This window comes from Streptomyces sp. NPDC002156 (genome assembly GCF_053593675.1).
In genome coordinates, this window is sequence record NZ_JBSFDA010000101.1 from 23,208 (window position 1) to 36,906 (window position 13,699).

9 protein-coding genes and 2 pseudogenes are annotated in these 13,699 nt (G+C 67.2%); 10 read left to right on the forward strand and 1 reads right to left on the reverse strand.

The genetic code is table 11. The features are described 5' to 3' along the window. Positions 1 to 5 precede the first annotated feature (5 nt). The 9 genes and pseudogenes from ACWCRB_RS32440 to ACWCRB_RS32480 all read left to right on the forward strand — a co-directional run. A pseudogene (locus ACWCRB_RS32440) lies at positions 6 to 1,477 on the forward strand (pectinesterase family protein); the annotation flags it as partial. Positions 1,478 to 1,723: 246 nt separating this feature from the next. Next, a pseudogene (locus ACWCRB_RS32445) lies at positions 1,724 to 1,948 on the forward strand (pectinesterase family protein); the annotation flags it as partial. A 62-nt stretch (positions 1,949 to 2,010) separates the two neighbouring features. Beyond that, complete coding sequence (locus ACWCRB_RS32450; RefSeq protein WP_369036979.1) at positions 2,011 to 3,348, forward strand: ABC transporter substrate-binding protein; 1,338 nt, start codon at positions 2,011 to 2,013, stop codon at positions 3,346 to 3,348. Positions 3,349 to 3,456: 108 nt separating this feature from the next. Then, the gene (locus ACWCRB_RS32455) at positions 3,457 to 4,242 is read left to right on the forward strand and encodes a rhamnogalacturonan acetylesterase (RefSeq protein WP_450999457.1); all 786 of its coding nucleotides are present in this window, start codon (positions 3,457 to 3,459) and stop codon (positions 4,240 to 4,242) included. Between the two features lie 50 nt (positions 4,243 to 4,292). Beyond that, positions 4,293 to 5,615: a pectate lyase family protein gene (locus tag ACWCRB_RS32460; RefSeq protein WP_450999458.1), complete on the forward strand. Its 1,323-nt coding sequence runs from the start codon at positions 4,293 to 4,295 to the stop codon at positions 5,613 to 5,615. Positions 5,616 to 5,617: 2 nt separating this feature from the next. Beyond that, a complete protein-coding gene (locus ACWCRB_RS32465) occupies positions 5,618 to 6,739 on the forward strand; it encodes a pectinesterase family protein (RefSeq protein WP_450999459.1) in 1,122 nt (373 codons plus the stop codon). A gap of 1 nt (position 6,740) precedes the next feature. Then, complete coding sequence (locus ACWCRB_RS32470) at positions 6,741 to 7,772, forward strand: pectinesterase family protein (RefSeq protein WP_450999460.1); 1,032 nt, start codon at positions 6,741 to 6,743, stop codon at positions 7,770 to 7,772. Positions 7,773 to 7,832: 60 nt separating this feature from the next. Then, positions 7,833 to 8,966, forward strand: coding sequence for a right-handed parallel beta-helix repeat-containing protein (locus ACWCRB_RS32475; RefSeq protein WP_369036974.1), 1,134 nt, complete (start codon positions 7,833 to 7,835; stop codon positions 8,964 to 8,966). A gap of 123 nt (positions 8,967 to 9,089) precedes the next feature. After that, positions 9,090 to 9,887, forward strand: coding sequence for an HAD family acid phosphatase (locus tag ACWCRB_RS32480; protein ID WP_450999461.1), 798 nt, complete (start codon positions 9,090 to 9,092; stop codon positions 9,885 to 9,887). 11 nt (positions 9,888 to 9,898) lie between these two features. On the opposite strand, the gene ACWCRB_RS32485 is transcribed toward ACWCRB_RS32480, so the two are convergent. Further along, positions 9,899 to 12,169, reverse strand: a complete 2,271-nt coding sequence (locus tag ACWCRB_RS32485; RefSeq protein WP_450999462.1) for a family 43 glycosylhydrolase — start codon at positions 12,167 to 12,169, stop codon at positions 9,899 to 9,901. A 245-nt stretch (positions 12,170 to 12,414) separates the two neighbouring features. Here ACWCRB_RS32485 and ACWCRB_RS32490 point away from each other — a divergent pair, with 245 nt between their 5' ends. Beyond that, positions 12,415 to 13,569, forward strand: a complete 1,155-nt coding sequence (locus ACWCRB_RS32490) for a right-handed parallel beta-helix repeat-containing protein (protein WP_450999463.1) — start codon at positions 12,415 to 12,417, stop codon at positions 13,567 to 13,569. The last annotated feature ends 130 nt before the right edge of the window (positions 13,570 to 13,699 follow it).

The following is a 13,699-nucleotide window of genomic DNA, read 5'->3' on the forward strand; positions in this document are numbered from 1 at the left end:
CCGCAATGACGCACTTCCCTAGCAAGCGCTTGCCAGGCGCCGGCAGAACCTTGGCCGCCGTCGTGGGTCTGGTTGCCGCCCTGACCCTCGGGGCGGTCAGCGAGGCGACGGCCACTCCCTCTGCCGCCGTCGCCGACACGACCACGACGACGGCCGCCCGCTGGACCGACCGGCCGCACGGCTTCGCCTCCCTCGCCGGCGGCACCTCCGGTGGTGCGGGCGGCAAGGTCGTCACGGTCACCGATCAGGCCTCGCTGGTGAGGTACGCGGCGGCCGAGGAGCCGTACGTCATCCGGGTCGCGGGCTCGATCGCCGTGGCGCCCTTCGGGGCGGACGTCGTCGTGGCCTCCGACAAGACGATCATCGGCGTCGGCGACACCGGCGAGATCGTCCACGGGGAGCTGCACCTCAACCCCGGTACCAGCAACGTGATCATCCGCAATCTGACGATCCGCGACTCGTATGTCGAGGGCGACTGGGACGGCAAGACGACCGACTTCGACGCCATCCAGATGGACACCGTCGACCACGTCTGGATCGACCACAACCGCTTCACGCACATGGGCGACGGGCTGCTCGACATCCGCAAGGACAGCCAGTACATCACCGTCTCCAACAACCAATTCGCCAACCACAACAAGGCGTTCGGGATCGGCTGGACGACCAACGTCCTCACCCAGATCACCATCGACCACAACTGGTTCACGGGCACGAAGCAGCGCAACCCGTCCGCCGACAACTGCGCCTACGCGCACCTCTACAACAACTACGTGTCGGCACAGGTCGCCGACGGCGATCCCGTCTGGACGTACGGCAACTGGTCGCGCGGCAAGACGAAGATGGTCATCGAGAACAGCTACTACGACGGTGTCCAGCATCCCTACCAGGCCGACGCCACCGCCGAGTTGGTGCAGCGCGGATCGATCCTGAAGAACGTCAGCGGACGCCAGGACGCGTGGGGCACCGCCTTCGAGCCGCGCGACTTCTACGCCTACCGGCTGGACCCGGCCGCCGCCGTACCGGCGCTGGTCAAGCGTTTCTCCGGGCCGCAGCGGCGGATCGGCGACACGGTGACGCTGCACGTCCCCGCCGACTACCCGACCGTCCAGGCCGCCGTCGACGCCGTGCCCGACGGGAACACCGGTCCCGTGACCATCGCCGTCGCGCCGGGCACGTACCGCGCGAAGGTCCTCATCCCGGCGACCAAGCCGAACATCCTGCTCCAGGGGACGGGTCGCAGCCGCTCCGACACCGTCATCGTCTACGACACGCCTGCCGCGTACGGCGGTTCGACGGGGAGCGCGACGGTCCGGATCGCCGCGAACGACGTCACCGCCCGCAACCTCACCTTCAGCAACGACTTCGACGAGGCAGCGGTCGAGCTGAACGGCGAGCAGGCGCTGGCCATGGGGGCGCCCCGATGAGACGTCCCCATGGCCAGTGGGTAGGTGCAACCAGGACACCCTGTTGGCCTGACCTCGCCAGAGACGAGACTCCGGTCATCGCTGACTCGGCTTCCTGCTTCACAGCGCCCAGCCGTCCACGTACGTGCAAGGGACGGTGTGCCGCCCAACGGTCTTACGTTCGCTCCACAGGCCACATCCACCGGCCCGGCGGAATGCTCGTCAACTTGGCTGTCGCCGACGAGTGTTGCTTAACGTATCAGACAAGCCACTCTGTGTTGCCGCACTGTGGAGAGAGTGCCGCTCACGCGGCCCCGCAAGTCCCCCGTGACACCGATCCGTTCGCCGCGGTCAAGGCCTCGCCGTGGACCGACATGAGCCGCTTCTCGTGGCGCGACGCGCGCTTCGCCGAGTACCGGACGTACGGGCCCGGTGCGCAAGTGACGGCTGACCGCCCGCAGTTGAGTGCTGGCGAGGCGGCTTCGTTCACCGTCGCCGACTATCTGCGCGGTACCGATGGTTGGGCTCCCTACACCCGCCGCTGACCCCCCACAACTTCACAGTTCCGTCTGATCCAGAAGAGATCCAGAAGAGAGAGTGCCGACCAATGAAGATCAGCATCCGCAGAAGCAGGCGCGCGGCCATCGCGGTCGCCCTGGGTTCCGTGCTCGCGCTGACCGCCACCGCCTGCGGCGACGACGGCAGCGGAGCGGGCGGGGACAAGGGCAACGAGGGCTCGGGCAAGGGCGAGATCACCTTCTGGGACAACAACGGCGGTGTGCGAACCGACGTCTGGAAGGAGATCATCGCCGACTTCGAGAGCGCCAACCCCGACATCAAGGTCAAGTACGTCGGGATACCGTCCGAGAGTATCCAGTCCAAGTACGACACCGCGATCCAGGGCGGTGGCCTGCCCGACGTCGGCGGGGTCGGCGCGGCCATGCTCGCCGGCATCGCCGCCCAGAACGCCCTGGAGCCGCTGGACGACCGGCTCGCCAGCAGTTCGCTGAACGGCAAGCTGACCCCGGGCATGATCGACAGCGTGCGCAGCGCGGGCGGCGGCGACGAGCTGTTCACCGTCCCGACCTCCGCGAACAACGGCACGCTCTGGTACCGCACCGACCTGTTCGAGGCGGCGAAGCTGGAGGCGCCCACGACCTGGTCGAAGTTCTACGCCGCCGCCGACAAGCTCACCGACGCGGACAAGAACAAGTTCGGTTACACCATTCGCGGCGGTGAGGGGTCGATTGCCCAGGCCCTCGACGCGATGTACGGGCAGTCCGGCATCACCTCGTTCTGGAAGGACGAGAAGACCACCGTCAACGACCCGAAGAACGTCGAGGCGCTGGAGAAGTACACCGCGCTGTACAAGAAGGACACGCCGTCCGCCGACGTCAACAACGACTTCAAGAAGATGGTCGCGCAGTGGGACAGCGGCGACATCGGCATGCTGAGCCACAACCTCGGTTCCTACCAGGACCACCTGAAGGCGCTGGACGGCAAGTTCCGGGGAATTCCGAACCCGACGCAGGACGACGGTACGCGGGTTCAGGTCTCCAACCCCGTTGACGGGCTCGGGCTGTTCAAGTCCAGCAAGAACAAGACGGCCTCGTGGAAGTTCATCGAGTTCGCGGTGTCGCACGCGTCGAACAGCAAGTGGAACGAGTCGGCCGGCGCCATTCCGTCCAACACGGAGGCGGCGAAGGACGCGTGGATTCAGTCGGCGGAGGCGACGAAGCTTGCCGCCGAGTCGTTGAACAGCGGCACGATCAAGATCGTGCAGTTGCCGTACTACCTGCCGGACTGGAACACGATCTCGAAGGCGGACAACGAGCCGAACTTCCAGAAGGTGTTGCTGAAGAAGATGAGTGCGAAGGAATTCCTGGACACGTTGGCTGAGCAGCTTAACGCTGCTCAGGCTGAGTGGAATGAGCAGATGGGTTAGGTCGGTGGTCGGCTGCGGGTCCGCCGTGGCTGGTCGCGCAGTTCCCCGCGCCCCTAAACGCCAAAAGCGGGGCGCGGGGTCCCTGTCCCTTCTTGAAAGGAACCGTGCGTGTCTCTTAGTCGTCGACAAGTCGCCTCCGCTGCCCTTGCCGCCGTTCCTATGGCTGCTCCTTCCTTCAGGGGTTCTCGGCCGGTGCGCACCCTCTATATCGCCGGGGACTCCACCGCCGCCCAGAAGTTCGCTGATGCCGCGCCCGAGACCGGGTGGGGAATGGCGCTTCCCTTCTTTCTTGGGAAGGGGCTGAGTGTCTCCAATCATGCGGTGAACGGGCGTAGTTCCAAGAGTTTCGTCGATGAAGGGCGGCTCGACGCCATTCTTGGTGTCATCGCGCCCGGTGATCTTCTGCTCATTCAGTTCGGGCACAACGACGAGAAGGTCGCCGATCCTGTTCGGTACACCGAGCCCTGGACGACGTACCAGGACTATCTGCGGCTGTATGTCGACGGTGCGCGGGCCCGTGGGGCGCGGCCGGTGCTGGCCACCTCCGTCGAGCGGAGAAAGTTCGACTCGGGCGGCAACGCGGTGCCGACCCACGGCGACTACCCGGCGGCGATGCGTGCGCTCGCCGAGGAGGAAGACGTGGCGCTGCTCGACATCCAGGCCCAGTCGATCGCGCTCTGGCAGGAGTTGGGGGTCGAGGAGACGAAGAAGTACTTCAACTGGACCGAGACCGAGCAGGACAACACGCACTTCAATCCGCCGGGTGCCATCGCCGTGGCCCGGCTCGTCGCCGCCGGGCTGGTACGGCGTCGGGTGCTGGCGCACCGGGACGTGCGCCGCCTCGACGACGTGATCCCGGAGTCCTGGATCACCTGGCCGCCCGCCGCCGCGTAGTCCGCTTCCCCAACCTCCCCCCTCACTTCCTCCAGAAGGAGAGCCGCACCATGAACGCTCGTATGTGTCATGATCATGCCATTGTGAAGGGTGCCGTTCTGTTCGGCTGCACCGCCCTCGTCCTCGCCGTCACCGGGCCCGTCGCCCAGGCCGCCGCACCTCAGGCCCATGACCTCGGCCGGCAGACCCTCGCCGCCGGGGACGGCTGGGGCTCCGACGCCGGTGGTACGACCGGTGGTTCGGCCGCCGACGCCGAGCACGTCTACACCGTCACCACCTGGGCCGAGTTCAAGGCCGCACTGAAGGACGGTGGCAGCGCGCCCAAGATCATCAAGGTGAAGGGCATGATCGACGCCGTGTCCGAGGGCTGCGAGGCCTTCGTCACCGGCGGGTACGACCTCCAGCAGTACCTGAAGGACTACGACCCGGCCGTCTGGGGCAACGACGAGGTGGCCAGCGGGCCGCAGGAGGACGCACGGGTCGCGTCCGCCGCCAAGCAGGACTCCGAGATCAAGGCCAACATCCCGAGCAACACCACCATCGTGGGCGTCGGCAAGAACTCCGGCATCCTCGGCGGCAGCCTCCAGATCAAGGGCGTCTCGAACGTCATCCTGCGTAATCTCACCATCGAGGCCCCGCTCGACTGCTTCCCGAAGTGGGACCCGACCGACGACAACAACACCGGCAACTGGAACTCCGAGTACGACGCCGTGGTCGTCTACGGCACCGACCACGTGTGGATCGACCACAACACCCTCAGCGACGGCCGCTACCCCGACAGCGAGCGGCCGAGCTACTTCGGCAAGGTCTTCCAGCAGCACGACGGGCTCACCGACATCGTGCGCGGCGCCAACTACGTGACCGTGTCCTGGAATTCGTTCAAGGACCACGACAAGAACATGCTGATCGGGAACAGCGACAGCACCGCGACCACCGACGCGGGCAAGCTCAAGGTCACCATGCACCACAACGAGTTCGACGGCATCCTCCAGCGCTCCCCGCGCGTCCGCTTCGGACAGGTCGACGTCTACAACAACCACTACGTGGTGGCCGAGGAACAGGCGTCCGACTACTACCTCTTCGGTGTCGGCATCTCGTCCCAGCTGTATGCCAGCGACAACGCGATCGCGCTGCCGGCCGGTGCCAAGGTCGGCAAGGTGCTGAAGAAGTGGAACGAGTCCCCGCTCACCGCCGAGAACAACTACGTCAACGGCAGGCTGACCGACCTGATCGCCGTCCACAACGCCGAGATCCCCGCCGAGACCCTCCAGTCGGGCGCGGGTTGGACGCCCACCCTCCGCACGAAGGTCGACCCGCCGCGAGCCGTGCCGTACGTCGTCAACCGCGGTGCCGGCGCGGGCAAGGTCTGCTGATCATGGCCGGCTCCCAAGTCCCGTCGAGCAGACGGTCGTTCCTCGTCGCGAGCACCGGGGCCGCCCTGGCCCTGGGGCTCGCGGCTCCCGCCCGCGCGGCCGGCCGCACCCGCTTCGGCCGCTACGGCTCCCCGTCCCGACGCCTCACCGACCGGACCCTGTACGTCGACGCGGCGGGCACCGGCGACTTCACCACCGTCCAGGCCGCCGTGACCGCCGTCAGCGGCACCGGATTCACGCTGGTCATCGCGCCCGGTGTCTACCGCGAGACCGTCGCCGTCGACATCACCCGTACGGAACTGACCTGGATCGGCGCCTCCGAGAACCCGCGCGATGTCGTCATCGTCTACGACAACGCGGCCGGTACGCCGAAGCCCGGGGGCGGCACCTACGGCACCACCGGCTCCGCCACCACCCTCGTCCAGGCGGACGGCTTCACGGCCCGCTGGATCACCTTCGCCAACGACTGGCTGCGCGCCGACCACCCGGGCGTGAGCGGTACCCAGGCCGTTGCCATCAAGGTGCAGGGTGACCGTTCGGCGTTCCACCACTGCCGGTTCATCGGCCACCAGGACACCCTGTACGCCGACTCGATGAACCGGGACGCGTACGCCCGCCAGTACTTCGCGCACTGCTACGCCGAAGGAGACGTCGACTTCGTCTTCGGCCGGGCCACCGCCGTGTACGAGCACTGCCACTTCCGCACCCTGAACCGCACCGACCTGACCGGCGCCCCCTACGGCTTCGTCTTCGCGCCCTCCACGGTCGGCACGAATCCGCGCGGCTACCTGGTGTCCGACAGCCGTGTGACGAGTGAATCCCCGGGCGCGTACTACAAGTTGGCCCGCCCCTGGGTGCCCAGCTCCGACACCACCGCCCGCCCGATGCTCACCGTCCGGAACACCCACCTGGGCCCCGGCATCGACGCGGTCGCGCCCTACACCAACATGTCGGACACCTACCCGTGGCAGAGCCAGCGCTTCGCCGAGTACCGGAACACGGGTCCGGGCGCGGTGATCTCGGTGTCGGAGAACCGGCCCCAACTCACCTCCGCCGAGGCCGAGTCGGCGACCCGCGAGACCTACCTGGGCGACTGGACGCCGTGGCAGGGGCGGTGGTGCTGAGATGCGCCGACGTACGCTGCTCACCGGATTCGCCGGAGGGCTGATCGCCAGCGGTACGGCACCCGCGTTCGCCTCCGCCGCCCACCGCGTCCTGCATGTCCGCCCGGGCGGGTCGGTCCAGGCCGCAGTGGACGAGGTGGTGGCGAGGGACGGCACCGGATGGACGATCGTCGTGCACCCGGGGACGTACCGCGAAGTCGTCAACATCCCTGCCCAGGCAGCCGAGTTGACCCTGCGTGGCGCCACCCGCGATCCGCGCGACACCGTCATCGTGTACGACAACGCCAACGGCACCCAGAAACCCGACGGTTCGGGCACCTACGGCACCGCCGGCTCCGCCACCTTCACCTCGGCGGCGCCCGGCCTGACCGTACGCGACCTGACCCTCGCCAACGACTGGCTGCGCGCCGACCACCCCGAGATCACGGGGACGCAGGCCGTCGCGGCCTATGTCACGGGCGACCGAACGCAGTTGACCCGCGTCCGGCTGCTCGCTCACCAGGACACCCTCTTCGCGGACACGACGGCACTGACCGCCTTCGACCGCCATTACTACCGCGACTGCTACATCGAGGGCGACGTCGACTTCGTCTTCGGGCGGGCGCGGGCCGTCTTCGAGCACTGCCACTTCCACACCCTCGACCGGGACGTCGCCTTCAAGCCCGAGGGCATGGTCTTCGCGCCCGCCACGGCCCGCGCCAACCCGTACGGCTTCCTGGTCGTGCGCGGTCTGGTGACCTCGGGCGCGGAGGACGGCGCGTACAAGATCGCCCGTCCCTGGGTCCCGTCGTACGAGACAACCGCCTGGCCCTCGCTGGTGGTTCGGGACACCTGGCTCGGCCCGGGCATCGACGCGGTGACCCCGTACATCAACATGCGTGACGCCTACCCCTGGCAGACCATGCGCTTCCGGGAGTACGGCAACTCCGGCCAGGGCGCGGTGATTTCGGTGCCCGAGAACAGGCCGCAACTGACCGCCGCCGAGGCAGACGAACACACACGGCGGACGTATCTCGGGGACTGGTGCCCGTAGCCGAATCCCTTCCGCAGTCCCCGACTCCCCTCCCCGTTACGACGAAAGGACCCGCACGTCATGCGTCGTATCACCCGCTCCACCAGCGTCAAGAGCTCGCTCACCGCTCTCGCCGTCGCCACCGCCGGTGTCGGTCTCGCGGTGCTCCCCACCCCCGCCCAGGCCGCGACCGTGGTCGTCGACACCTCCGCCGAGCTGAGCAGCGCCATCTCAGGAGCCACCGCCGGGACCGTCATCCAGGTGCGCGCCGGGACGTACTACCCGACGGCCACCCTCCAGTCGACGGCCAACGGCACGTCCGCCAGCCGGATCTACCTCCAGCCGTACGGCTCGGAGACCGTCAAGATCGACGGGTCGAACCTGCCCGACGGCGACTGGATCTTCAAGCTGACCGCCGACTACTGGACCGTCTCCAACATCACCTTCCAGAACTCGCCGGACAGCGCGGTCGTCTGCCAGTCCTGCGCCTCGACGGTCTGGAGCAACATCAAGACCATCAACGGCGGCGACTCCGGCTTCACCCTCACCGGCGACAGCACCACCAACAACACGGTGAGGAACATCGACTCGTACGGCCACTACGACCCCGCCAACCACGGCGAGAACGCCGACGGCATCGCCGTGAAGTACGGCTCCGGCACCGGCAACCTCATCACCGGCGCCCGCCTCTACAACAACTCGGATGACGGGCTGGACTTCTGGTCCTTCTCCTCGCCCGTCACCGTCGAGCACACCTGGGCGATGGGCAACGGCAGGAACCGCTGGTCCGACTCCGCCTTCGCGGGCGACGGCAACGGCTACAAGCTCGGCGGCGACGGCGAGGTGGTCGCCCACGTCATCAACAACTCGGCCGCATGGGACAACGCGGGCAACGGCTTCACCGAGAACAGCAACACCGGCGCCATCGTCATCAACCGCACCACCGCCTACGCCAACGCCAAGTGGGGCTACTACTTCGCCACCGGCGCGGCCAGGCTCGGCAAGAACCTCGCCGTCAGCAACAGTTCGGGCTCGGTGAGCAAGGGCTCGTCCGTCGTCTCGGCCGGCAACAACTGGGACTCGGGGATATCGACCCCGTCCTTCGTGTCCACGAACGCGTCGACCACGTACAACTCCCGTGCGTCGGACGGCACGTTGCCCGCGACCACGTTCCTGACGACGGGCAGCACCACGATCGGCTCGACGATGAACTGAGCCCACCATCGCCTCACGGCACTGCTCCGTTCCGAGGGCGCGAGGCCAAGTTTGTCTGTGGATTTGGTATCCATCAGGCAAACGGGCCTCGCGTTCCGGGGGTGACGCGCGTAGAAACCTGTCATGCATAAGCCATTCCGCTTCGCGGCGCTCGCCGTTGTCTGTACCGTCGCGGGCGCCGCCCTGTACGGCACCGGCGCGGCCACCGCCGGCCAGTCCACGGCGAACTCCACCCACGAGCCCCACAACATCGGGCTCCTGGTCCAGGAGATCGACACCTACTACGGCACCACGCTCGACAGCGCCGGTGTCTACCAGGCCTCCGCCACCAGCCCGTACGCCAAGGACCTGGCGCGTATCGAGTCCGCGGCCAAGAAGGACATCGACAAGGCGGCGCGCAAGGCGCTGCACAAGGGCGAGAAGCCCGCGGTCGTCTTCGACATCGACGACACGCTGCTGCTCTCCCTCGACTACGAGAAGAGGACCAACTACACCTACAACTCGACCACTTGGGCCGAGTACGTGGCCAAGGCCGACCGCCCGGCCGTCTTCGGCACGCCCGCGCTGGTCGCCTACGCCGAGGCCAAGGGCGTCGAGGTGTTCTACAACTCCGGCCTGAAGGAGTCGCAGCGCGCCGCGGCCGTCGCGAACCTGAAGAAGGTCGGCGCCGACATCAACCTCGACGCCGACCACATGTTCCTCAAGGACGCGGCCAACCCGCCCGCCTACCTGAGCAGTTGTGCCACAGCCGGCACCTGGACCTGCACGACCGTGCAGTACAAGTCCGGCACCCGCAGGCACATCGAGAAGGACCTCGGGTACGAGATCATCGCCAACTTCGGCGACCAGTACTCGGACCTCCAGGGCGGCTACGCCGACAAGACGTACAAGCTCCCGAACCCGACGTACTTCGTCAGCTGAGCGTCAGCTCTTTAGTTCCTCACCGGTTTGATCGACTCCAGGGTCGGTACGACCGGCAGGATCGTCCCGTCGGCCGCGAACCGCATGCGGTCGATGGTGGTCTCCCGGTGCATGCCGTCACCGCCCGCCTTTCCGGGGCCGTTCAGGGCGAACCGGTGGTACACCATGTACCAGTCGTCGGTGCCGGGCACGTTCACCACCGAGTGGTGGCCGGTGGCCTTGATGCCGTACTCGGGTCGCTTGGACAGGATCGTCCCCCGCTTGGTCCACGGGCCGAGCGGGGACGGTCCGGTCGCGTAGGCGACGTGGTAGTCCTCGCTACGGGTGTCGTCCTCGGACCACATGAAGTAGTACGTCCCCTGCCGCTTCACCACGAAGGAACCCTCACGGAAGTTGTCCGGGGTGATGTCCTTCACCTTGGTCGCCTCGAACGACACCATGTCGTCGTTCAGCGGCACGACGTATCCGTGTCCGTTGCCCCAGTAGAGATACGCCTGACCGTCGTCGTCCGTGAACACGGCCGGGTCGATCATCTGGCCGCTCAACTGCCCTTTCGCCACCAGGGGTTTGCCGAGCGCGTCCTTGAACGGGCCCGCCGGGGAGTCGGCCACGGCCACCCCGATCGCCTGCTCGGCGCAGAAGTAGAAGTAGTACTTGCCGTTCTTCGTCGCGATTGCCGGCGCCCAGGCGTTCTTGTCCGCCCACGACACATCCGGGCCCAGGTCGAGGATCACGCCGTGGTCGGTCCAGTGGACCAGGTCCTTCGACGAGAACGCCTTGAACCGCGTGCCGCTCCAGCCCTGGAAGCCGTCGGTGGTCGGGTAGATCCAGTAACGGCCGTCCAGGTACTGGATGTCGGGGTCGGCGTAGAGACCCGGCAGGACCGGGCTGCGGGTGGGTACGGCCTCGACCGTCCAGGTGCGGCGCGTCCCGTCCGCCGCCGTCACCGTGTACTTCTGCGGCTTGCGGAAGTCACGCCGGGTACCGGACGCGGGGCTCACCTTCGCGCCCTCGCCGACCCACAACTTCGGTGCCAGGCGCGACAGTTCGGCGTCCGGTCGCATCGGCAGCACGACCTTGGCGGCGGCCTCCGTGACGACCGCGTACCCCTTCTGCCCACTGGCCGTCGCGTCCACGACGGACGTCGGGGTCTCCGGGTAGGCGGCCAGCAGCCGGTCGTACTCCGCCTGCGTCACCGGCATCACCGTGCCGTGGCGAGGGCTGGCGGGCAGCTGGTAGTTCGCGGACATCGTCCACCTGCCCGAGTCGAGGTCGGTGGTCTCGAAGGGGACGTACCCGCGACCGCCGTACTCGTCGATGAACAGGTACCACTTGTCCTCGGTGTTGGACTTGAAGACCGTCGGCCCCTCACCCCGGTCGATCGACCCGCTGCCTACGCAGTCGGAGACGAAGTCGTACGAGGTGTCCGTGAGCGAGGTCGACTTCTCGGCGGTGATGAACTTCGAGCAGGGGCTGGAGGAGGTGGGGTCCCGCTCGTCCTTCGTGTAGCGGTAGTAAGTCCCCTTGTGCTCCACGACGGTTGAGTCGATCACCGAGTAGCCGGGATCGTCCCAGACCTTCGGCTCGCTGAAGGTACGGAAGTCCTTCGTCGTCGCGTACATCATCTTGTTGTACGTCGAGCCGGTGTGGTCCGGGTCGTCGTCGGCGTACAGCTTCGACGCCCAGAAGACGACGTACTCGCCGAGCGTGTCGTCGTAATAGGCCTCTGGCGCCCAGGTGTTGCCGGCCGAGTCGGGGGAGACCTTCACCAGGCGCTGGTCGGTCCAGTGCACCAGGTCGGTGGACTCCCAGACCATGATGGACTTGCTGCCGTGGCGCTGGACGTAGTCCCAACTGCCGCTGCTGTTCTGGTACATGCGCAGATCGGTCGCGATCATGTAGAACTTGTCGCCCTCGGGGGAGCGGATCACGAACGGATCGCGCAGCCCCTTCTCACCGGTGGTGGAGGTGAGGACGGGCTTGCCGGCGTTCAACTCCCGCCAGTGCAGCGGGTCGTTGCCACGGCTGAGGGCGTACCGGATCTGCTCACCGTCGGCCGTGCCCTCGCCCGTGAAGTAGGCGAACAGGTAACCGGCGTACTTCTGCGCCGACTTGGGATCAGCCTTCTGCTTGTCCTGCTTCTGCTGCGTCACGGGTGGCGCTCCTGAGGCGGCGGGGCTGGGCGGGGCGGCGAGCAGGGAGAGGAGGAGGGCCGCCAGGGCGACGAGGGGCAGTAGGAGGGTGCGGGGGTGCAGGAAGGTGCGGGCGAGGTGGGGGCGCATGACACATCCTGTGGGAGTCTGATGGTTTCTGTTGGCTGATGATCCTCGGAGTCTCACCAGCAGGGGAGTGGCGCGTCAATCGGTGCGTACGAGGCCGGTGGTACCGAAAGTTTCGATCGCTTTCGTACGGACCACGGCAACCCTTTTCAGCCGGGCGGCAACAGGACAGCAGAGCCGGGTTGCGGCCCCACCTCATCGAGGCCGCAGCCCGGTTCCGTCCCCAGTCCTGAGGAAAGGAACGTTCCGTGCGCATCGGCACCGGTCGTCACCGCAGAACCCGCACCCTCTCCATCGCCGCCGCGGTGGCCCTCGCCTCCGGTGCGGGCGGCGCCTATCTCGGCTTCTCGACCGATGGCGCCAGCGCCGCCACCACCACGGTCACCGTCTCCAGCACCGCCCAGCTGGAGTCCGCGGTGAAGAACGCGGCGGCCGGTACGGTCATCCAGGTGCGCGCCGGCACGTACTACCCGACGGCCACCCTCAAGTCGACGGCGAACGGCACGAGTTCGGCCCGGATCACGCTCCAGGCGTACGGCAGCGAGAAGGTGAAGATCGACGGTTCCAAGCTGCCCGCCGGTTCCTGGCTGGCCGGGATCTACGGCGACTACTGGACCGTCCAGAACCTCACCTTCCAGAACTCCCCGGCCCAGGGCTTCGTCGTCACGTCGTCGGTCGGCGGGATCTTCAAGAACCTCGTCACCGCGAGCAACGGCGACTCCGGCTTCACCCTGCGCGGCGACGGCACCACCGACAACCTCGTGCAGAACCTGGACAGTTACCTCAACTACGACCCCGCGGGCCACGGCCAGAACGCCGACGGCATCGCCATCAAGTTCGGCTCCGGAACGGGGAACAGGATCACCGGGGCCCGCCTCTACAACAACGCGGATGACGGGCTCGACCTCTGGCAGTTCTCCACGCCGGTCACCATCGAGCACACCTGGGCCTTCGGCAACGGCAAGAACCGCTGGAACGACTCGGCGTTCGAGGGCAACGGCAACGGGTTCAAGCTGGGCGGGGGCGGTGCGTCGGTCGCCCATGTCGTCAACAACAACGCGGCCTGGGACAACAACCTGCACGGGTTCACGGAGAACTCCAACACGGGGGCGATCCTGCTCAACCGGAACACGGCGTACGCCAATGCGCAGAGTGGGTTCTACTTCGCGACGGGCAAGGCGCGGCTCGCGAGGAATCTGGCGGTGAGCAACAAGGCGGGGCTGTCCAAGCTGGGTTCGTCCGCTGTCTCGGCGGCCAACAACTGGGACAGTGGTGTGTCTACGCCGGCGTTCAAGTCCAAGGATGCGACTACGGCGTACGGTGCGCGTCAGTCGAACGGGTCGCTTCCGGCGACCACGTTCCTGGCGGTGGACTCCACTGTGATTGGTTCGACTATGAACTGAGCGCGAGAGACGGGTAGTCGGGTGGCTGCGGGCCGGTGGGGGCTGGTCGCGCCCACGCGGCGGAGCCGCATATAGACACAGCCCCGCGCCCCTACGGGCGCGCCCCTTGCGGGACGCGAGCGCCCCCGCC